Origin of the sequence: Sphingopyxis sp. FD7, from assembly GCF_003609835.1 — a bacterium.
Taxonomy (GTDB): Bacteria; Pseudomonadota; Alphaproteobacteria; order Sphingomonadales; family Sphingomonadaceae; genus Sphingopyxis.
The window spans coordinates 1,207,264-1,228,499 of record NZ_AP017898.1 but is presented as its reverse complement, the minus strand read 5'-3'; the positions used below and the strand labels follow the sequence as shown (position 1 = coordinate 1,228,499).

Below are 21,236 nucleotides of genomic sequence, written 5' to 3'. Positions count from 1 at the left end.
AGGGGAGAGGGGCTTTGGCCCCTCGCGGGCATGTTACGCCACCAGCCCCAGCGGGCTTTCCACCAGTTCCTTGAAGGTCTTCATCAGCAGCGCGCCGTCGGCGCCGTCGATCGCGCGGTGGTCGAAGCTGCCGGTCGCCGACATGACCGTGGCGATCGCCAGCGCGTCGTCGACCACATAGGGCCGCTTCTCGCCCGCGCCGATCGCCATGATCATCGCCTGCGGCGGGTTGATGACAGCGGTGAACTGCTTGATCCCCATCATGCCCATGTTCGAGATGCTGGCGGTGCCGCCTTGATATTCATGCGGTTGCAGCTTGCCTTCCTTGGCGCGGCCCGCCAGCTCGGCCATTTCGGTCGAGATTTTCGACAGCGACTTGGCCCCCGCATCGACGATGATCGGCGTGATCAGCCCGCCCGGAATGCTGACCGCGACCGAAATGTCGGCGCGGCTGTATTTGCGCATCACATCGCCGCCGAAGCTGACGTTGCACTGCGGCACGCGCTCCAATGCCACCGCGAGCGCCTTGATCAGCATGTCGTTGACGCTGAGCTTGACGCCGCGATCGGCAAGGCTGGCGTTGAGTTCGCCGCGCAGCTTCAAAAGCGCGTCGAGGCGGATGTCGACGGTCAGATAGATGTGCGGCGCTTCCTGCATCGACTGCGTCAGGCGGCGCGCGATCGTCTTGCGCATACCGCTGAGCTTTTCGTCCTCGTGCGGGATGCCGAAATCGGGGATCGGGCCTGCGGGGGCCGGTGCGGCAGCGGGCGCCGTGCCGACAGCGGCCCCCGCCTGCGCGGGGGCGACGGCAGTGGATGCAGCGGCGCCTGTGGGCGCGCTTTCGAGGTCGGCCTTGACGATGCGGCCGCCGGGGCCGGTGCCGGTCAGCTTTTTGAGGTCGATGCCTTGTTCGGCGGCGAGGCGCCTGGCGAGCGGGCTGGCTTTGATGCGGTCGCCCACATTCGTCGTCCCAGCGGAAGCTGGGACCGCTGGCGGAGGTGCACTGACGGTAGCGGCCCCAGCTTCCGCTGGGGCGACGTCTTTTGCCGGAACCGGCGCAGGCGCAGCAGCAGGCGTCGCCTTCGCTTCGCCCGCATCCTCCCCCTCGCCCGCAATCACGGCGATCACGGTGCCGACCTTCACGCCATCGGTCCCCTCGGCGACGAGGATCTGGCTCACCACGCCTTCGTCGACCGCTTCGAACTCCATCGTCGCCTTGTCGGTCTCGATCTCGGCGAGCAGGTCGCCCGACTTGACCTCATCGCCCTCCTTCACCAGCCATTTGGCGAGTGTGCCCTCCTCCATCGTCGGCGAGAGAGCGGGCATTTTGAGTTCGATTGGCATGTCTAGGCGTGTCCCTGTCAGTCTTGCAGGCCGCGCCTGCCGCTACGGATTCTTCCTCGCCATAAGCCGTGCGCCGGTCAAGGTCCAGCGGGCCAAACTTGCGTTTCATACGAATGTGACGCAGTCTCGCATCAAGGATAATATCGGGGGTCGGGGCGATGCGGACATATCTGGTGGTGATCGACGACAGCCCCGAGGCGTCGCTGGCGCTGCGCTTTGCGGCGCGGCGCGCGGCGCGGACGGGCGGCGGCGTCATGGTGCTCGCCATCGTCCCTCCGCAGGATTTCGTCGCGTTCGGCGGCGTCCAGGCGACGATCGAGGCCGAGGCGCGCGAACATGCCGAGGAACTGGTCGCCGCCGCCGCCGATGCGGTGGTGCAGGAAGCCGGCGTGACGCCGCAGATCATGGTGAAGTCGGGCAAGCCCGTCGATGTCGTGCGCGAAGTCATCGGCGCGAGCGACGAGATTGCCGCGCTGGTGCTGGCCACCGCGGCGACCGGCGCGCCCGGCCCGCTGGTATCGCATTTCACCGGACAGGATGCGGGCACGCTCCCCTGTCCGGTGATGCTGGTGCCGGGCGGGATCGATCTCGCCCGGCTCGATGCGTTGAGCTGAGGCGCGTTCAGACGGTAACGGCAGCGGCGGGCGCGACGGCGCCCTTCCATTCGAGGATCGCAAAGCCGAGCACACCGAGCGCCTGAACGGTTACGACTGCGATGCCGATGCCGGTCATCTGGCCCGCGAAAGTCGCGATCACCGCAAAGCTCGCGGCAACCCAGCCCAGGTTGCCGATCGCGATCAGCTTGACGAGCGCGGCGCTCGGCACCGCCTGCCGCGCGGCGACGATCATCAGCAGCGCGGCGGCGAGGCAGATCCAGCCGCCGATCGAAACGACCTGCGCGGGCAGGCCGAGCAGCGCACCGACGGGCACCGCGGCCAGCAGGCCTGCGGCAAAAACCCCGGCGCAGGTGACGGCATCGACGATAAGAATGGTCTTGAGATTGCGGATCGACATGGTGATTCTCCTTTCGACCCGCTCCAATTGGGCCCGAAAGCGAATGGCGTCGATTACGCCCAAGGTAATGGAAAAAGCGAAGGCCGAGGTATAGCTGCGCTTACGAAGGAGACAGGCCATGACCCCCGCACCCGTCGGCGAACAGCTTCGCGAATGGCGCATCCGGCGCCGGATGAGCCAGATGGACCTCGCACTCGATACCGAGATTTCGACCCGGCACCTGAGCTTCATCGAAACCGGGCGCTCGCGGCCGAGCGCGCTGATGCTGCAACGCATCGCCGATTGCCTGGAAGTGCCGAACCGCGCGCGCAATGCGATGCTGCTGGCGGCAGGCTATGCCCCCGATTATCGCGAACGCGACCTGGACAGCCCCGAAATGGCGGGCATGAAGGCGATCGTCGACCATGTGCTGAAGGGGCACGAGCCCTATCCCGCGCTCGCGGTCGACCGGCACTGGAACATGATCGCCGCCAATGGCGCGGTCGCGCTGCTCACCCAGCTCGCGGCGCCCGAACTGCTGGAACCGCCGGTCAATGTGCTTCGCGTCGCGTTGCACCCCGACGGGCTGAAGCGACATATCGTCAACCTTGGCGAATGGCGCGCGCACCTGCTCGAACGGCTCGATCACCAGATCGACGCGAGCGCCGATGCGGGGCTGGTCGCGTTGCGGACCGAGCTGGCGGACTATGGCAAGGGAGCGGCCGGACATGATGGTAGCGCGGCGAACGGGATCGCGGTGCCGCTGATCCTCGACACGCCCCTGGGGCAGATCCGCTTCGTCTCCACGGTGACGATCTTCGGCACGCCGGTCGACATCACCCTGTCCGAACTGGCGATCGAGGCCTTTTTCCCGGCGGATGCGGAAAGCGCGGCGCTGTTGCGGAAAATGGCTGGGCAATAGAATAACATCGTCATTCCCGCGAAAGCGGGAACCCAGGGAGGAATCAGCCGACACCCGCTCTGGATTCCCGCTTTCGCGGGAATGCCGAAGGGATGGATCAGCGACGCTTGCCCTTATGCTTGATATTCGCAGGCCGCCCGCGTTTGCCGACCATAGGCTTGCCTGCCTTCTTCACCCCGTCGCGCCGCGGCGGCCGATTGCGGAACCCCCCTTCGGGCGCGTCGGGCAATGCGAAGCGCAGCGCGCCACTTACCGGATTGGCATCCATCAGCCTGAGTTCGAGCCGCTGGCCGACGCTATAGCTGACGCGGCCATGCTCGCTGTCGAGCGTCCGCGCCGCCTCGTCATAGAAGAAGCGCTCGCTGCCCAGCGTCGACACCGGCACCAGCCCGTCGCCGCCAAGCCCGTCGACGGTGGCGAAAAAGCCGAACGGCTGCACCCCCGTGATGCGCGCCGCGACGATCTCTCCCACCTTGCCCGCCAGATATGCCGCGACATAGCGGTCGATCGTCTCGCGTTCGGCCTCCATCGCCCGCCGTTCGAGCGCGCTGATCGCTTCGCCGATGCGCGACAAGCCCTTGGCGTCGGCTTCGCCCAACCCGGTTTTCGCCGGCAGGCCTTTGGGCTTGCCCGGCACTTCGAGCCGCCAGGAATCAACCAGCGCCCGGTGGACGATCAGGTCTGCGTAGCGGCGGATCGGCGAGGTGAAATGCGCGTAGGAGCCGAGCGCGAGCCCGAAATGCCCCGAGTTGGCGGGGCCGTAATAGGCCTGCGTCTGGCTGCGCAAAATCGCCTCCATGATTTCGGGCAGGCGATCGTCGCCCGAAAAGCCGTCGATCAGGCGGTTGAACACCGCGGGCGTAATGACCTGCCCCAGCGCAAAGCTCTGCTCGAACGTCTCCAGATAATCCTTCAGGCTGACCAGCTTCTCGCGGCTCGGCGGTTCGTGGATGCGGTACATCACGGGCGACTTTTTCGCCTCCAGCGCCTTCGCCGCCGCGACATTCGCCGCGATCATATAATCCTCGATCAGCCGGTGCGCGTCGAGCCTTTCGCGCACGCGGATTTCGGCGATGCCGCCCTGTTCGTCGAGGATGACCTGCCGCTCGGGCAGGTCGAGGTCGAGCGGCGCCCGCGCCGCGCGCGCCTTGGCGAGCAGCGCCCAGCACGCCCAGAGCTGGCGGAGCGCCGGAAGCACATCCTCGTCCCATCCCGCGTCAGGCACGTCGGCATCAAAGGCTGCCTGCGCGCGTTCATAGGCGATGTTCGCGCGCAGCCGCACCAGCGCGCGCGTGAAGCGCCATGACGTCACCTTGCCATGCCTGTCGACGGTCAGGTGGCACGCCATCGCGGCGCGATCCTGCCCGGCTTTCAGCGAACACACGCCCGCCGACAGCGTCTCGGGCAACATCGGTACGACCTGGTCGGGGAAATAGACGCTGTTGCCGCGCCGCCGCGCCTCGCGGTCGAGCGCGCCGTCGGGACGGACATAAAAACTGACGTCGGCTATCGCGACGATGGCGCGATACCCGCCCTTGTTGCCGGGATCGTCGTCGGGGATCGCCCAGACGGCATCGTCATGGTCGCGCGCGTCGGCGGGGTCGATCGCAAGGATGGGCAGATCGCGCAGATCCTCACGCCCGTCGGGGGTCAGCGGCAGTGTCGCCGAGCGCTCGGCCTCGTCGATGACCTCGTCGCCAAAGACGTGCGGGATTTCATGCTTCGCGATCGCGATCATGCTGAGCGAGCGCGGCGCGAAGGGATCGCCGATGCGGTCGATCACGCGCGCCTTGGTCGCGGGGCCACGCCCCGACAGCTCGGCGCGCACCAGGTCGCCGATCGCGGCATCGCCCATGTCCGCCACCGCGAAGTCGAAGCGCGCGCGCTTGTCGGCAGGGCGCAGCCAGGTCATCGGCTTGCCGCCGGGGCCGGTGTCGGCGACGAGCACGCCGATGATCGTCTCGCCGCCCGCCTGCAATGTCTTCATCGGGTGCGCGACATGCCCGCCCCCGCGCTCCTCGGTGCGCGCGAGGATGCGGTCGCCGACCCCGAGCGCCCCGCGCCGTCCCTTCTCCATCACGCGCAGCCGCGGCGGCGCCCCGGCGCCCTCCCAGCGATCGGGCACCGCCCAGACGGCATCGCCCTCGACCGCCGCGACGCGCAGCACGGTGACGCGCGGCAACCCGCCATGTTTGTGAAAGGCACGCCCCGGCGCCATGTCGACCAGCCCTTCGTCGGTCATGTCCTTGAGCAAGGCCTTGAGCGCGATCTTGTCGGCGCCACGTACGCCGAAATGCTTGGCAATCTCGCGCTTCCCGATCGCGCCGGGGCTGTCCTCGATGAACCGCAAAATCTGCTCGCGCGAGGGCAGGCCGGGTTGCGGCTTGGGCTTTTTCATTGCGCTTCGTCCAACGGGTTCGCGCGGAGACGCGGAGACGCGGAGAGAATGGATCGGGCCGACAGGCCCCGCACTTCATCCCGCGACGCGGCTGGCCGCAGCGCTGGACGAGGAGAGCCGCTTCGCGGCGGGCACGACCTCTCCGCGTCTCCGCGTCTCCGCGCGAACAAAATCAATAGGTCCGCCCGATCAGCACGCGCTCGACAGCAGGCGCGCCGGTAAAAATGCACAATCCGTCGGCAGGGGCCGCATCGAGCGGGGTGTTGCGCATCGTGAGCTTCAGCGCCTTCAACTGCTCGACGATCTTGTCAAGCGCGGCGCCAGTCGGGCGCGACCACTGCACCTCGACCCAGCCGACGAATTTGTCATCGCCGCCGAAATGCGCGGCAAGGTCGGTGACGTCGCGGCGGATATTGGCATGCAGCCGTTCGCGCGCCTCAGCATACAGGCTCGCCTGAATATCCTCCAGCGTCTGCGCGGCATTGGCGACGAAATCGCTCTTGGCGATGAACGCGCTGTTGAGCTTGCCATCGTCCTTGTACAGCCGGTCGCGGCGGATCACCGCGACATTGCCGCCCGCGACATCACGCGGACCGACCTCGACGATGATCGGCGCGCCCTTCTTGACCCAGCCCCAGCGCTTCGACTGCGCCTTGTTCGCGCCGGTGTCGAGCAGCACGCGCACCGGCTCGCGGAAGGCGTCGAGCGCCTTGAGCTGCGCCTCGAGGTCGCGGCAATAATCGAGGATCGCGGCGTCCTCCTGCGTGTCGCGCAGCATCGGGACGATGACGATCTGAAACGGCGCGATGCGCGGTGGGCAGCGCAGCCCGTCGTCGTCGCCGTGCGTCATGATGACGCCGCCGATCATCCGCGTCGACGTGCCCCAGCTCGTCGTATGACAGAGGCTGTGGCCGCCGTCCTTGTCCTGGAACCGGATGTTCGCCGCCTCGGCGAAACCGGTGCCCAGATAATGCGAGGTGCCGGCCTGCAAGGCCTTGCCGTCCTGCATCATCGCCTCGATCGAATAGGTCGCGACCGCGCCCGGAAAGCGCTCATTCTCCGGCTTTTCGCCCGCGATCACGGGCATCGCGAGCACATCTTCGGCAAAGGCGCGATACATTTCGAGCGCGCGCAGCGTCTCGGCCATCGCGCCGTCCCTGTCGGCGTGCGCGGTATGGCCCTCCTGCCACAGAAACTCGCTCGTCCGCAGGAACATGCGCGTGCGCATTTCCCAGCGCACGACATTGGCCCACTGGTTGACCTTCAGCGGCAGGTCGCGCCAGCTCTGTACCCAGCGGCTCATCGCCGAGCCGATGACGGTTTCCGAAGTCGGACGCACGATCAGCGGCTCTTCCAGCCTCGCTTCCGGATCGGGAACAAGCCGACCCTTGCCGTCGGCGATCAGCCGGTGGTGCGTGACAACCGCCATTTCCTTTGCGAAACCATCGACATGGTCGGCTTCCTTCTCAAAGAAGCTCAAGGGAATGAAAAGCGGGAAATAGGCGTTCTGGACGCCCGCGTCCTTGATGCTCGCATCCATCACCGTCTGGATGCGTTCCCAGATGCCATAGCCCCATGGCTTGATGACCATGCAGCCGCGCACGCCCGATTCCTCGGCGAGGTCGGCTTCGGCAATCACGTCCTGATACCAGGCCGCAAAGTCGGCCTGACGGGTTACGCTGAGCGCATGTTTGATCATCGGTCCTGTTTCTATACTCGGGCGCGGAACGGCGTCCCGCTCATTTCTTCCCGGCGAGCTCGGCCTTGAGTTCGGCGATCTCGGCCTTCAGCGCGGCGATTTCGGCATCCTTTGCCTTGCTCGCTCCCGGAATGAACGCGCCCGCGGCCTGCTGGAACATTTCCATGTTGCGCCGGGTCAGCTCGGCAAGCGGGTTGGCGCCCAAAGCCCCCTCGAACGCCGCGCGGACATCCTGTTGATTCTTGCGGAAGGCCGCCATCGACGCTTCCAGATATTGCGGCACCATCGCCTGCATCTTGTCGCCATACATGCCGATCAACTGACGCAGGAACGACACGGGCAACAGCGTCTCGCCGCGCGTTTCGGTGTCCATGATGATCTGCGTCAGCACATTATGCGTGATGTCCTCGCCGCTCTTGGCGTCGACGACGCGGAACTCGCGGCCGTCGCGCACCATTGCACCAAGATCGTCGAGCGTGATGTAGCAGCTGCGCTCGGTGTCATAGAGCCGCCGGTTGGCGTATTTCTTGATCGTGACGACATCGTCGTCGGCCGTCCCCTTGGACTTCGCCATGATGATCTCAGCTCCTGCACATCCCGGTTTCATGGCGACCGCGCCGTTCCGGACAAGCCGGGGCGTTAGCACCAAATGATGATGCGTCGCAACATGCGGCGGGGATGATTTCGGCGACTCGGCGCGCGCGCCCTTTCGCCAGGTTCGCGGTCGCTGCACGATATAGTGGCCGATTCCCATGGTGCCGACAAAGCAGGGGCCTTTCGGCGCCTGCTTCAGTGATGCCACGCCGCGCTTCACAACCTTCGATGCAATTTAGTTACTCCGGCAACCATGAGTAAGCAATATTTCCTCACACGAACCGGTTATGACGTGCATTCCTGTCGCGTCCGGCTAACCATATTATCTACCGCCTCGCGTTGGGCGGTTGCGGCACTGTTGCGCGAATGTCACAGACGTTTTCAGTTCACAACCTTGTGACACAAAATTGCCATGAAGGGCTTGTGCCTGGGGCATTTTCGGTCTTTCTGAGAGGCAATCCGTTCCTCTCTGATTTCGAACGGGCCAACCGGGGAGTTATTCAATGACGAAGTCGCACCTGCTTATGGGTGCTGCTGCCTTTGCAGTAGCCATATCTGTCAGCCAGCCCGTTTTTGCGCAGCAAACGGAAGATTCGACCGAGGCAACCGAGGACGCAGACAATCCCGAGCGGGACTGTCAGGAATTTCGTGTGTGGGCGGGCATAATGGGTGAGAAGGAGTCCCACTATGTCTCGACGCAAAGAACCTGTGATCCCGTCTGATTTGCTGGATCAACTTTTGGCTGGCGGTGATGCTGCTGCGGCCTTGCAGCAAGGCGGCTTGCTGGATTCGCTGAAGAAGGCCTTGGCCGAACGCGCGCTTAATGCCGAGATGGATCATCATCTCGGCCACGAAGAGCAGGCTGGCAACAGCCGCAATGGCTATGGCCGCAAGACGGTTGCCACGGGCACCGGTAAGATCGAGATCGAGATCCCGCGCGACCGGCAGGGCAGCTTCGATCCGCAGCTGATCGCCAAGTATCAGCGCAGGTTCCCGGGCTTCGACGACAAGATCATCTCGATGTATGCCCGCGGGATGAGCACCCGGGAGATTACCGGGTATCTGCGCGAGCTGTATGGCATCGACGTCTCGCCGGACCTGATATCGACCGTCACCGACGCCGTGCTCGAGGAGGTCGCCGCCTGGCAGGCCCGGCCGCTCGATCAGGCCTATCCGCTGGTGTTCTTCGATGCCATCCGGGTCAAGATCCGCGATGAAGGCATGGTCCGCAACAAGGCGATCCACATCGCGCTCGGCGTGATGGCCGACGGCACCAAGGTCGTGCTGGGCCTGTGGATCGAACAGAACGAGGGCGCCAAGTTCTGGCTGCGCGTGATGAACGAGCTCAAGAACCGCGGGGTGGAAGATATCATGCTGGCCGTCGTCGACGGCCTCAAGGGCTTCCCGGATGCGATCACCGCCGTGTTCCCCGAGGCGATCGTCCAGACCTGCATCGTGCACCTGCTGCGCAACTCGATGGACTTCGTCTCCTGGAAGCACCGCAAGCCGCTGGCGGCTGCTCTGAAGGGCATTTACCGCGCGGTTGATGCCAAAGCTGCCGAGGAGGCACTCACCGCCTTCGAGGCCAGCGAATGGGGCCAAAAATACCCTGCCATCGGCCAGAGCTGGCGCCGGGCATGGAGCGAGGTCATACCTTTCTTCGCCTTCCCGGAGGAGGTCCGCAGGATCGTCTACACGACCAATGCTATCGAGGCTCTGAACGCCCAGCTTCGGCGGGCGGTGAGGGCCAGGGGGCACTTCCCCAGCGACGAAGCAGCAACCAAGCTACTCTATCTGATCTTGAACCGCTCCGAGAAAGAGTGGAGAATGCCGCCACGTGAGTGGTCCATGGCCAAGGCCCAGTTCGCCGTCCTGTTCGGTGAGCGCTTCATCAAGGCCATGGCGGCCTAATGTTCAACCGCCCGCCCACACACGAAATTCCTGACAGTCCCTCCCGAGCGCGCTATCGTTGTCACCGGCTCACGTATTGCGCGCCCCAATCTGGAATCGAGTGTTCCGCTGACGGCTGTGCCGGTAGGCGATCTTACCGACCGCGGCGACATTCAACTTGGCGACGCGCTGAACGAACTGCCATCGTTGCGCGCAACATTCAGTCAGGCGAACTCGACGCGCTTTATCGGCACGGCCGGCATCAATCTGCTCGATCTTCGAGGTCTTGGCACCGAACGTACGCTGGTCCTCGTCAATGGACGGCGTCATGTCACTTCGTCACCGGGTTCATACGATGTGGATACCAACACAATCCCGGTCGACTTGCTTGAACGAGTTGACGTCATCACCGGGGGTAATTCTGCGATCTATGGCTCGGATGCCGTCGCCGGGGTAGTGAACTTCATCACCAAGCGCGATTTCGACGGCATCAAGCTCCGTGGTCAGGGGGGCGTTTCGACCTACGGCGATCGTGGCTCCTATTTCATTTCGGGTATCGCTGGTAAAAACTTCATGGACGGCCGGGCAAATGTTGCGGTAGCCGTAGAGTATGCTCGTGCAAACCCGGTCTTTTTTTCAGATCGTGAATATCTTGGCGCCCAGACCGGTGTGGGTCCGGCGGGCTTCGAAGTTGTCGAGCCGGCGTTCCGACTGGTAAATGGCGTTCCAACGCCCGTGCCCAACCGCAACGATAATGGCGTACCCAATACGCGCTTCCTTCCGGCCGGTTTCACCTTCAATACCGTGTCGCTTGGGGGCATGGTGTTGACCAGCTGCCCGGCGCCGACCGCCACCAATGCGGCGAGAGTCGCTGCCGTTTGTACCGGGGAACTTTCCCCGACATCGGGGGGCCGTTTCTCATACAATTATGCGTTCCAACCCGACGGCACGTTGCTTCGCAACGGGCCAGAAAATGGCCTCGTCGACAACCGTGGCGCGGGCGGCTCGGCGCTGTTCGGCTTGGGTGCGTCAGGTGTGGAAGACGCAATGCTGTTGCCTGGGATCGAGCGCATCGCCGTCAATCTGCTTTCCCATGTAGAGATATCGTCGGCCTTCGTGCCTTTCGTCGAGGCCAAATATGTCAGAATCAACGCAACGCAGCAGTCGACGCAGCCGACATTCATCGCCAGCGCGCTTAACCCGATCTTCTCGATCAACAATCCGTTTCTGACGGACCAGGCGCGCCAGACGTTGCAGACGATTCTCGCTCCGGGCGCGACGACGTTTCAGATGCAGCGCTTCAACAACGACCTTGGCACGCGGGCTGAAGACCATCGCCGCGAAACCTACCGGATCGTTGCCGGTGTGCGCGGGGATCTCGGCACCAGTTCGAATCTGACCTATGAAGTTGCGTTCAACTATGGCCGGACCGAAACCTATTATGAAACTGGCGGCAATGTTGACGTCGCCAAGTTCAACCGCGCGACCAATGCTGTGCGCAATTCTGCGGGACAGATTGTTTGCGCAGTCAATGCTGACGCCAACCCGGCGAACGACGACCCTGCCTGCGCTCCGCTGAACCCGTTTGGCTTCGGAGCGCCGTCGCAGGCTGCGAAGGATTACGTTCTCTACACGTCATCCCGAGAGCAATGGGCTGAGCAGATCAACGCTGTCGCATATCTCTCGGGCAATACCGAGGGCTTTTTCAACCTTCCAGGCGGCCCGGTTGGCTTCGCCTTCGGTGGAGAATATCGTCGGGAAGACGCTTATTCAGCGTTCGACCCTTTTACACGTTCAGGCGCAACCTTCCTCAACGCGATCGCGGTCTTTGAACCCCCGTCGGTCGAAATCAAGGAGTTGTTCGGCGAGTTGCGGATTCCGATGCTGCGCGACGTTCCGCTGGCGCATGAACTGACGCTGGAAGGTGCCGCCCGCTATTCGGACTATGGCGGATCGGTAGGTGGCGTCTGGGCGTATAACTTCGGCGGCATATGGGCGCCGATTCCGGATATACGTTTCCGCGCGGGTTATGCTCGATCTGTTCGTGCACCAAACCTCGGCAATCTGTTCGCTACCCGGTCGGAGACGTTTGCAAACGGGCTCATCGATCCATGCAGTCAGACGGTGATTAACGACAACCCGAACCGTGTCCGTAACTGCGCCGCAGCTGGCATTCCCACGACGATGGTAGTCGACGGCAACACTATTCCTTGGGTGAACACGGCAGCGTCGGGCGTGTCGGGCTTCAACCAAGGCAATCCCAACCTCGTCCCCGAAGTCGGAAAGAGCCTCACGATCGGCGGCGTGTTCCAGCCCCGGTTTGTTCCGGGTCTCGCGATCACCGTCGACTATTACCGGATCAAGGTTACCAACGTGATCCAAGGGCTGACTGGACAGGCGATTATCAATCGTTGTTATGATGATCCGGTTGGACTCGACAATCCGTTCTGTGCGGCTGTTTTCCGCCGCCGCGACCCTAACCCGCTTATCGACTTCACCTTCGATGGGCAAGCGAACCGCATCCCTGCACCCGGTCAGCCGACACTGAACTTTCCGGTTCTGGGACCGGCATTCCTCAACCAACCCTTCAACTTTGCGGCACGCAAGGCGGAAGGTATCGATTTCGACGTTTCTTATCGTCGCACGTTCGATAATGGAATCATGCTTAACCTGCGTGGCGTCGCGACATACAATATCAATCGCGAAGATTTCTCTTTTATTACGGATCCTTCGCGCTCAACGCGCATCCACGGAACATTGGGTGACCCGATCTGGGCAGCAAACTTCAACGCAAATATTGACTTCGGAACAATCGACGTAGGTTACAGTGCACGTTATGTGGGCAAGCAATCGGTCGATGCGTGGGAAGTCCAACACTCGCATCAGGGCCGCCCACCGACGAACCCGGACGCTTTCCCGTTCAGAAAATATCCGGATCGGCTGTACCATGCGTTCCGTGTCGGTTTCGAACCGGACGATAAGTATCGTTTCTATTTTGGCGTCGACAATGTTTTCAATTCACGCCCCCCATTCGACTTGACTGGGACGGGCGCTGGCAGTGGCATTTTCCCAGTTCAGGGACGCTTTTTCTATGCAGGTATCCAAGCTTCACTGTAAGGTTGGATCGGTCGAACTCTCTGGGGGGTCGTCGCAAGACGGCCCCTTCATTGTAATCAACACATAAAACGTCCGAACCGGGGCCCCAGCCCGGTCAGAAGTTCATATTGCGACAAGCCGGTGCCGATCGCCAGCGTCGGCAGATCATAATCGATCGCCAGCCAGTCGCCTTCGCGCAACCCTTCTGCGCGGCTCGCGTCGAACGCGGTCAAATCCATTGATACCCGCCCGATCAGCGGCAGCGCGCGGCCGTGCCATGTTGCACCGCCCGAACCTGCGTGGCAGCGCAGATAGCCGTCGGCATAGCCCATGTTGGCGATCGCGACGCGCGTATCGCGCGCCGCGCGCCACGTCGCGCCATAGCCGACGCTTTCGCCCACCCGAACCTCGCGCAGTTGCAGCACGCGCGCTTCGGGATAGGCGACTTGCCGGATATGGCCTCGCGCTTCCTCTCGCGGCGTGCCGCCATAAAGGGCGATACCGGGGCGCGTCAGGTCGAAGGCGTAATCGACGCCAAGACAGATTCCCGCGCTGTTCGCCAGGCTGTAGCGCCGCGCCCGAACGCGCGCGCGAAGGGCGCGGAAGGCCGCGAGTTGTCTTGCATTCTGCTCGCTGTCCTCATCCGCCGAGGCGAGGTGGCTCAGCAATGTGTCGATGGCCAGCCCGTCGAGCGCGCCGCCCAACGCTTCTTCGACGCGCAGGCCGAGGCGGTTCATCCCCGTATCGACCATCACGTCGCACGGCTGCCCCTCCCCCGCTTCGCGCCAGCGCTGCACCTGTTCGACGCTGTTCAGCACGGGCCGCGCGGGGAGCAGCCGCGCCGCGACCATATCGTCAGGTCCGATGCCGTGGAGCACCGATAGCGAAACGCCCTGGGGTAGCGGCATCAGCGCCGCGGCCTCGGCCCAGGTCGCGACGAAAAAGTCGCGACAACCCGCGGCAGCGAGCCGCGCCATCACCGCGCACGCGCCGAGTCCATAGCCGTCGGCCTTGATCGCCGCGCCGCACGCCGCCGCGCCGCCTTGCGCGGCGAGCCAGCGCCAGTTGGCGACGAGCGCGGCGGAATCGAGGCGGAGGCGGAGCGGCGGAGCGATGGCTATCATCCCCCCGCCCCTATACGGCTTCGCGCGCCGCGCCAATGGGGCGCGTCAGTTCGCGGGAGACACCCTGTCCTTCGCCCGATCCCACTGGCCCGCGACGGGATCCTTGAGCATGACGGCGGTGATCAGAAACGCCGCAAGCACGACCGCCCAGGTATACCAGAGCCCGGCGTAGGCATTGCCCGTCTTGGCGATGATGAAGCTGGCGATCAGCGGCAGGAATCCGCCGAAATAGCCGGTCCCGATATGATAGGGAATCGACAGCGACGAATAGCGGACATGCGGCGGGAACATTTCGGACAGCAGCGCCGCGACGGGGCCATAGGTAAAGCCCGACAGCGCGCTGAGCCCCAGCAGCGCGAGGAAGATGATCGCGATCCCGCCCGCGTCCGGCACCTGCTTGGCAAAATCATAACCCATCGCCTCGAGCGCGGGCCGGAGCAGCGCGGGATCCTCCCCCGCGACTTCGCGGCCGCCGATGCGGACAGCGACACTGTCAAGGCCGCCCGGCGCCTCGACCACGGCATAGGGCACGCCGAGCTTCGTCAGTTCGCCCAGCGTCCGCCCGCACACCGTAGCTTGGCTCTGCGCGAAAGGATCAAAGCTGCACTGCGAGCCGGTGACGACAACCGGCGCCTTCGCCGCCGCGGCGGTCAGCGCGGGATTGCCGACGCTCCCCATCCACCAGAACAGCGGGAACAGCAGCACCAGCGTCGCGCCATAACCCCAGACGATCGGCTTCTTGCGCCCGATGCGGTCGGACAGGCGCCCTGCCCAGATAAAGAAGCCCATGCCGATCGCTGCGGCGGCGCCGACGATGATTTCGGCGGCGGTATCCTCGACCTTCATCGGACCTTTGAGGAAGGAGAGGCCGGAGAACATCGCGGTGTACCAGATCACCGTCAGCCCGGCGGCAATGCCGAACAGCGCGATGAAGATGCGCCGCGGATTGCCCGGATAGGTGAAGCTCTCCTTCAGCGGATTCCTGGCCAGTTCACCTTCTGCCTTCATCGCCTGGAACACCGGGCTTTCGGACAGCTTGAGTCGCATCCACAGCGAAATACCCAGCAGGATCAGCGACAGCAGAAAGGGCACGCGCCACCCCCAGCTTTCCCAAACCGCGTCGGGCATCATCGCCTTGCAGCCGAGCACGACGATCAGGCTGAGCACGAATCCGCCGACGACGCTCGCCTGGATGAAGCTGGTATAGAAGCCGCGCTTTCCGGGCGGCGAATGTTCGGCGACATAGATGGCTGCGCCCCCATATTCGCCGCCGAGCGCCAGGCCCTGCAATATCCGCAGCAGGATGACGATGATCGGCGCCGCGATGCCGATCGTCGCCGCCGACGGGATCATGCCGACGCCCGCGGTGGCGATGCCCATCAGCGTGACGGTGACGAGAAAGGTATATTTACGCCCCAGCCGGTCGCCAAGGAATCCGAACAGCACCGCGCCGAGCGGACGGAAGCCGAAGCCGACCGCAAATCCCGCCCAGACGAGCAGCGTTTCGAGCGTCGCATTGTCGCTGGGGAAAAAGGCCTTGCCGATAATCGCTGCGAGCGTGCCGTATATGAAGAAATCATACCATTCAAACACGGTCCCTGCCGACGAGGCGGCAATGACCATGCGGATGTCCTTCTGCGTCGGCTGATAGACCGCGCCATGATCGGCGACGGCAGCTGCGTCGGTCATATTCTCTCCCTTGCCCCCTGCGGGCCTTCCCCTCCCGTTCGTGTCGAGCGAAGTCGAGATGCCTTGAAGACATGCGCGACCAAAGCGTGTCTCGACTTCGCTCGATACGAACGGGTTTGGGTGGGTTTAGCTGGCCGGCGGCGCTGTGCAAGTCTTCTTGGCGTAGCGTCATTTCGGTGGCAGGCTGTGGCCCATGCAGTTCATCGACCTTTCGATCCCGATCACCAACGATGTCGTCTCCGACCCGCCGGTGATGCGCCCGCAGATCACCTATATGACCCACGAGCATACGTGGGAACAGATCGCGATGTTCTTTCCCGGCCTGACGCGCGACGACCTGCCCGATGGCGAAGGCTGGGCGGTCGAGATGCTGTCGCTGAGCACGCACAACGGCACCCACATGGACGCGCCGTGGCATTATCATTCGACGACCGACAGCGGCGCCAGTCCTGCCCCATCGATCGACGAAGCCCCACTCGATCTTTTCTTTCGCCCTGGCGTGAAGCTCGATTTTTCGGACCGTCCGCACGGCCATGTCGTGAGCGGCGCCGAGGTCGAGGCCGAGCTGGCGCGCATCGGGCACGACCTGCAACCGCTCGACATCGTGCTCGTCCAGTCGGGCGCGATCTACGGCACCGACAATTTCACCGATCAGGGCTGCGGCATGGGCGCCGAGGCGACGCTGTATCTGACCCAGCGCGGGGTAAAGGTTGTCGGCACCGATGCGTGGAGCTGGGACGCGCCGTTCAGCCACACGGCAAAGCGCTGGGCCGAAACGCGCGACCCGTCGATCATCTGGGAAGGGCATAAGGCGGGACGCATCCATCCCTATTACCAGATCGAAAAGCTCACCAACCTGTCGGCGATCCCCGCGACGGGTTTCACCGTCAGTTGCTTTCCGGTGAAGATAGAGCGTGCAAGCGCGGGATGGATCCGCGCGGTGGCGTTGATGGAGGATTGAGCCCGCACGGCCGCTAACGACCGGAACCAGCCGTCGCCCCCGCGCAGGCGGGGGCCGCTGGCGGTTTACGCAGCGAGGCAGTAATAAGGTCGGCGTCCGGGGCGCCTTTTTCATGGATGAGGTGCATTTGCACAACTCCGTTCGTCCCGAGCCTGTCGAAGGGCTGTTCCCTGCTTCAGCGCCGGCAAAAGAAAGAGCGGTGCTTCGACAAGCTCGGCATGGCCGGGTTGGGGAATCACTCCATCTCCAGAATCACCGCATCGACCGCCAGGCTGTCGCCCTGCGCCGCCTTGACGCTTTTCACCACGCCCGCCTTCTCGGCGCGCAGGATATTTTCCATCTTCATCGCCTCGACCGTCGCCAGCGGTTGCCCGGCCTCGACCTTGTCGCCTTCGCCGACGTGCAGCGCCACCAGAAGCCCCGGCATCGGACAGATGAGATATTTCGACAGGTCGGGCGGGATTTTCTCGATCATGTACGACGCCAGCGGTGCGACATGCCAGGGCAGGACGCGGACGTCATGGATGCGCCCGCGCGTCGTCATCTTCCAGCCGGTGCGCGTTCTGATGACCTTCACGGCCAGTTCGCCGTCGTCGATCTCGGCCACCACCAGCCGGTCGCCCGGCGTATATTCCAGCGCGATGTCGAGCTTGTCGCCGTCGACCTTGATATGCTTGTGGCCGACCTTCACCTTGTGGTCCCTGCCGCCGATCGTCACCTGCCATTTGCCGGGCGGGTCCAACCGGTCGCCGAGCTGGCCGTCGGTGCGGCGGGCGCGGTCGGCGTCGGCCGACGCCATGAAGCCGGCGATGGCGGCGAGCGCGCGCGTCACGTTCGCCTCCGTCGGCGCCCCCTGGAAGCCTTCGGGATATTCTTCGGCGATGAAACCGGTCGTGAGCTCGCCCGAGCGGAAGCGCGGATGCTGCATGATCGCCGAGACGAAATCGATATTGTGGCCGAGCCCCTCGATCTCGAAACGGTCGAGCGCCGCGACCTGCAAATCCGCCGCCTCGTCGCGCGTCTTGCCCCAGGTCACCAGCTTGGCGATCATCGGGTCGTAGAAGATCGACACCTCGCCCCCCTCTTCCACGCCCGCATCGACGCGCACGCCATCGACGCCGCGCTCATCGCCCTCCCACGCCGGCACCGGGGTGCGATAGCGGACGAGGCGCCCGGTCGAGGGCAGGAAGCCGCGATACGGGTCTTCGGCATAGACACGGTTCTCGATCGCCCAGCCGTCGATCTTCACATCATCCTGCGTCATTTCGAGCTTTTCGCCAGCGGCGACGCGGATCATCTGTTCGACGAGGTCGATGCCGGTGATCGCCTCGGTCACCGGATGCTCGACCTGCAGCCGCGTGTTCATTTCGAGGAAATAGAAGCTCTCGCCGGTCGGGTCGGCGCCCGACACGATCAGCTCGACCGTGCCTGCGCTGTAATAGCCGACCGCGCGCGCCAGCGCGACGCATTGCTCGCCCATCGCCTTGCGCATCTTCGGCGTGACGAAGGGCGACGGCGCTTCCTCGACGACCTTCTGGTGGCGGCGCTGGATGCTGCACTCGCGTTCGTTGAGATAGAGGATGTTGCCATGCTGGTCGCCGAGGATCTGGATTTCGATGTGGCGCGGATTGAGGATGAACTTCTCGATAAACACCCGGTCGTCGCCGAAGCTGTTCAGCCCCTCGCGCTTAACGCTCTCGAACCCTTCGCGGACGTCCTGCTCGCTATAAGCGAGCCGCATCCCCTTGCCGCCGCCGCCCGCCGACGCCTTCATCATCACCGGATAGCCGATCTCGTTACTGATCTGGACCGCATGTTCGGTATCGCGGATCTCGCCGACGAAGCCGGGGACGACGTTCACGCCCGCTTCCTTCGCGAGCTTCTTCGACTCGATCTTGTCCCCCATCGCCGCAATCGCGTTCACCGGCGGGCCGATGAAGGCGATATTTTCCTTCGCCAGCGCCTCGGCGAAACTGGTGCGCTCGGACAGAAAGCCATAGCCCGGATGCACCGCCTCGGCGCCCGTCGCCTTGCACGCCGCGATGATCTTGTCGGCGATCAGATAGGATTCGGAAGCGGGCGACGGTCCGATATGCACCGCCTCGTCGGCTTGTCGCACGAAAGGCGCGCGCGCATCGGCGTCCGAATAGACGGCGACGGTCGCGATGCCCATGCGCCGCGCGGTCTTGATGACGCGACAGGCGATTTCACCGCGGTTGGCGATCAGGATTTTCTTAGAGCCTGATCCGAAATTAAGTTGAGTGGTGCCAGCGGGTTAGCTTGACGCGAGCCCAAGTCGCTGATTCACGGGGTTTTGCAACAAACTTCGGGAGTTCAACGATGTGGACCGACACCACCCGGGCGCAGTATGCCCGTGCCGACCTGGCTTTGCCAAGCGATTTGACCGATGCGGAATGGGCCGTGCTGGAGCCGTTACTTCCGGGCCCTTGCTGTGTAGGGCGACCGCGCAAATGGCCGCTGCGGCGGATCATCGAGGCGATCCTGTATCTGCTGCGCGGTGGGCTGCCCTGGCGGATGTTGCCGCCCTGCTTTCCTCCGGTCTCGACGGTGCGGCGCTGGTTCTATCTGTGGCGCGACAATGGTCTGTGGCTCTCGCTCAATCACGCCCTGCTGCTGATCGGGCGGGAAGCCCTCGGGCGCGAGGCTTCTCCGAGCGCTGGGGTCATCGACAGCCAAAGCGTGAAAACCACGGAAAGCGGCGGGCCTTGCGGCTATGACGCAGGCAAGAAGATCAAGGGCCGCAAGCGACACATCGTGACCGACACCGAGGGCAATCTCGTTCATGCCGTGATCCACACCGCTGACGTGCAGGATCGCGATGGCGCGCCGTTTGTTCTGGCCGAGATCATCCGCCGTCACCCTTGGCTCAGGCACATCTTCGCCGATGGCGGCTATGCTGGCGACAAGCTTCGCCAGGCGCTGCGCAAGATCGGGAAGTGGACGGTCGAGATCATCAAGCGATCCGACCATGCCAAGGGCTTCGAGGTCCTGCCCAGACGCTGGGTGGTCGAGCGGACCTTTGCGTGGCTCGGTCGCAACCGCCGCCTCGCCAAAGACTTCGAGCAGACCATCGCATCGGCAACCGCGTGGCTGTTCATCGCCTCAATTCAGCTCTTCGTCCGCCGTATCGCAAGAGCATGTGATCTGCCCCCTTCTGAGTGGTCCAAAATTGATGATATTTTGGATGACGAAGGAGAATATGAATGCCGGCCAAGAAGCATCGCCCGGAAGAGATTATCGGCAAGCTGCGTGAAGCGGAGGTCGTGTTGGCGCAGGGGGCGACGACGGCTGAAGCGTGTCGCCGGATCGGCGTTACGGAACAGACCTATTATCGGTGGCGTAAGGAATATGGCGGTCTGAAGACCGACCAGGCGCGGCGGATGAAGGACTTGGAGAAAGAGAATGCGCGGCTTCGGCGTGCGATATCGGACCTGACGCTGGACAAGCTGATATTGCAGGAGGCTGCCCGGGGAAACTTCTGAGCCCCGCGCGCCGAAGGCGCTGTATCGATCACATCAGAATGATGATGCCGGTGTCTGAGCGGCGGCTGTGCCGTGTGCTCGGGCAACATCGATCGACACAGCGCAAGGCGCCCCGCGGGGCGAACGACGAAGCAGCTCTGACCGAGGACATCATTGCGCTGGCCCGGCAATATGGTCGTTATGGCTATCGCCGGGTGACGGCGTTGCTGCGCGATGCGGGGTGGCATGTGAACCGCAAGCGGGTCGAGCGCATCTGGCGGCGCGAGGGGCTGAAGGTACCGCAAAGGCAGCCGAAGCGCGGGCGGCTCTGGCTGAACGACGGATCGTGCATCCGGCTTCGGCCCGAGTATCCCGGCCATGTCTGGTCCTACGACTTCGTCGAAGGGCGGACCCACGATGGTCGCAAATACCGGATCCTTTCGATCATCGACGAGGCGAGCCGGGAGTGCCTGGCGTTGCCGGTGGCACGCAAGCTCAGGAGCGATGACGTTCTGGCGGCGCTCGCCGAGCTGTTCGTCACGCGTGGGCCACCAGCGCACATACGGTCCGACAATGGCCCGGAGTTTATCGCGACGGCGGTGCAGCAATGGCTCGCCCAGATCGGCGTGAAGACGCTGTATATCACGCCCGGATCACCATGGGAGAATGGCTATTGCGAGAGCTTCAACGGATCGCTGCGTGATGAACTGCTCAACGGCGAAATCTTCTACTCGCTCGCCGAGGCCCGGATCCTGATCGAGGCCTGGCGGCGACATTACAACACCGTCCGGCCGCACAGCTCGCTGGGATACCGACCACCCGCGCCGGAGGCCGTTCCATCGCCAGTGTCGCCCTCCGGTTCCGCTTCGCTCCACCTACGGCCGACACTGGCGATGGAGGCGTCAATGCACTAACATATAGCCCGGACCACTCGGTGGGGGCCGGTCACATGAAATCTATCGCGATAATTTTGAATCAGACTCTTAAACACTCTTTACTCCCCTCCCGCTTGCGGGAGGGGCCGGGGGTGGGCCTGCTCCGCTC

The 21,236-nt window shown here is 63.8% G+C and carries 15 protein-coding genes and 1 pseudogene; 8 read left to right on the top strand and 8 right to left on the bottom strand.

The window, feature by feature from the left end; genetic code table 11:
• Positions 1-33: 33 nt before the first annotated feature.
• Positions 34-1,344, bottom strand: a complete 1,311-nt coding sequence (locus SPYCA_RS05710; protein ID WP_120219301.1) for a pyruvate dehydrogenase complex dihydrolipoamide acetyltransferase — start codon at positions 1,342-1,344, stop codon at positions 34-36.
• Between the two features lie 158 nt (positions 1,345-1,502).
• Between SPYCA_RS05710 and SPYCA_RS05705 the strand changes: the two genes are divergently transcribed.
• Complete coding sequence (locus SPYCA_RS05705) at positions 1,503-1,958, top strand: universal stress protein (protein WP_120219300.1); 456 nt, start codon at positions 1,503-1,505, stop codon at positions 1,956-1,958.
• Between the two features lie 7 nt (positions 1,959-1,965).
• On the opposite strand, the gene SPYCA_RS05700 is transcribed toward SPYCA_RS05705, so the two are convergent.
• A complete protein-coding gene (locus SPYCA_RS05700) occupies positions 1,966-2,358 on the bottom strand; it encodes a hypothetical protein (protein ID WP_120219299.1) in 393 nt (130 codons plus the stop codon).
• Between the two features lie 118 nt (positions 2,359-2,476).
• Between SPYCA_RS05700 and SPYCA_RS05695 the strand changes: the two genes are divergently transcribed.
• The gene (locus tag SPYCA_RS05695; protein WP_120219298.1) at positions 2,477-3,259 is read left to right on the top strand and encodes a helix-turn-helix domain-containing protein; all 783 of its coding nucleotides are present in this window, start codon (positions 2,477-2,479) and stop codon (positions 3,257-3,259) included.
• A gap of 97 nt (positions 3,260-3,356) precedes the next feature.
• Here the strand turns inward: SPYCA_RS05695 and SPYCA_RS05690 are convergent, their stop codons facing one another.
• From SPYCA_RS05690 to phaR, 3 genes are all read right to left on the bottom strand, one after another.
• On the bottom strand, positions 3,357-5,657 hold the full coding sequence (locus SPYCA_RS05690) for a ribonuclease R family protein (protein WP_120219297.1): 2,301 nt from the start codon (positions 5,655-5,657) through the stop codon (positions 3,357-3,359).
• Between the two features lie 172 nt (positions 5,658-5,829).
• The gene (gene proS / locus SPYCA_RS05685) at positions 5,830-7,356 is read right to left on the bottom strand and encodes a proline--tRNA ligase (protein ID WP_120219296.1); all 1,527 of its coding nucleotides are present in this window, start codon (positions 7,354-7,356) and stop codon (positions 5,830-5,832) included.
• Between the two features lie 40 nt (positions 7,357-7,396).
• Positions 7,397-7,930: a polyhydroxyalkanoate synthesis repressor PhaR gene (gene phaR, locus SPYCA_RS05680; protein ID WP_120222169.1), complete on the bottom strand. Its 534-nt coding sequence runs from the start codon at positions 7,928-7,930 to the stop codon at positions 7,397-7,399.
• A gap of 523 nt (positions 7,931-8,453) precedes the next feature.
• Here phaR and SPYCA_RS18980 point away from each other — a divergent pair.
• The 3 genes from SPYCA_RS18980 to SPYCA_RS05670 are packed head-to-tail and all read left to right on the top strand — an operon-like array spanning position 8,454 to position 12,957.
• Positions 8,454-8,672, top strand: a complete 219-nt coding sequence (locus SPYCA_RS18980) for a hypothetical protein (protein ID WP_146625089.1) — start codon at positions 8,454-8,456, stop codon at positions 8,670-8,672.
• Complete coding sequence (locus SPYCA_RS05675) at positions 8,638-9,861, top strand: IS256 family transposase (protein WP_120218713.1); 1,224 nt, start codon at positions 8,638-8,640, stop codon at positions 9,859-9,861. The genes SPYCA_RS18980 and SPYCA_RS05675 overlap by 35 nt, the downstream gene beginning before the upstream one ends.
• A 30-nt stretch (positions 9,862-9,891) precedes the next feature.
• The gene (locus SPYCA_RS05670; protein ID WP_331852526.1) at positions 9,892-12,957 is read left to right on the top strand and encodes a TonB-dependent receptor domain-containing protein; all 3,066 of its coding nucleotides are present in this window, start codon (positions 9,892-9,894) and stop codon (positions 12,955-12,957) included.
• Positions 12,958-13,013: 56 nt separating this feature from the next.
• Here the strand turns inward: SPYCA_RS05670 and SPYCA_RS05665 are convergent, their stop codons facing one another.
• Both SPYCA_RS05665 and SPYCA_RS05660 read right to left on the bottom strand, forming a co-directional pair.
• Positions 13,014-14,060, bottom strand: a complete 1,047-nt coding sequence (locus tag SPYCA_RS05665) for an alanine racemase (protein ID WP_120219294.1) — start codon at positions 14,058-14,060, stop codon at positions 13,014-13,016.
• A gap of 45 nt (positions 14,061-14,105) precedes the next feature.
• Positions 14,106-15,749 carry an MFS transporter gene (locus SPYCA_RS05660; RefSeq protein ID WP_120219293.1) on the bottom strand — a complete coding sequence of 548 codons (1,644 nt, stop codon included), beginning with the start codon at positions 15,747-15,749 and terminating at the stop codon, positions 14,106-14,108.
• A 193-nt stretch (positions 15,750-15,942) separates the two neighbouring features.
• Here SPYCA_RS05660 and SPYCA_RS05655 point away from each other — a divergent pair, with 193 nt between their 5' ends.
• Complete coding sequence (locus SPYCA_RS05655; RefSeq protein WP_120219292.1) at positions 15,943-16,710, top strand: cyclase family protein; 768 nt, start codon at positions 15,943-15,945, stop codon at positions 16,708-16,710.
• Between the two features lie 235 nt (positions 16,711-16,945).
• Here SPYCA_RS05655 and SPYCA_RS05650 read toward each other — a convergent pair whose 3' ends face one another.
• On the bottom strand, positions 16,946-18,940 hold the full coding sequence (locus tag SPYCA_RS05650; protein WP_120219291.1) for an acetyl-CoA carboxylase biotin carboxylase subunit: 1,995 nt from the start codon (positions 18,938-18,940) through the stop codon (positions 16,946-16,948).
• Positions 18,941-19,050: 110 nt separating this feature from the next.
• Here SPYCA_RS05650 and SPYCA_RS05645 point away from each other — a divergent pair.
• Positions 19,051-19,866 (top strand): annotated as a pseudogene (locus tag SPYCA_RS05645) (IS5 family transposase); the annotation flags it as partial.
• A gap of 68 nt (positions 19,867-19,934) precedes the next feature.
• A protein-coding gene (locus tag SPYCA_RS05640) for an IS3 family transposase (protein ID WP_120218721.1) occupies positions 19,935-21,106 on the top strand; the annotation gives its coding sequence in 2 pieces (ribosomal slippage) (positions 19,935-20,199 and positions 20,199-21,106; 1,173 coding nt in all).
• Positions 21,107-21,236 lie beyond the last annotated feature (130 nt).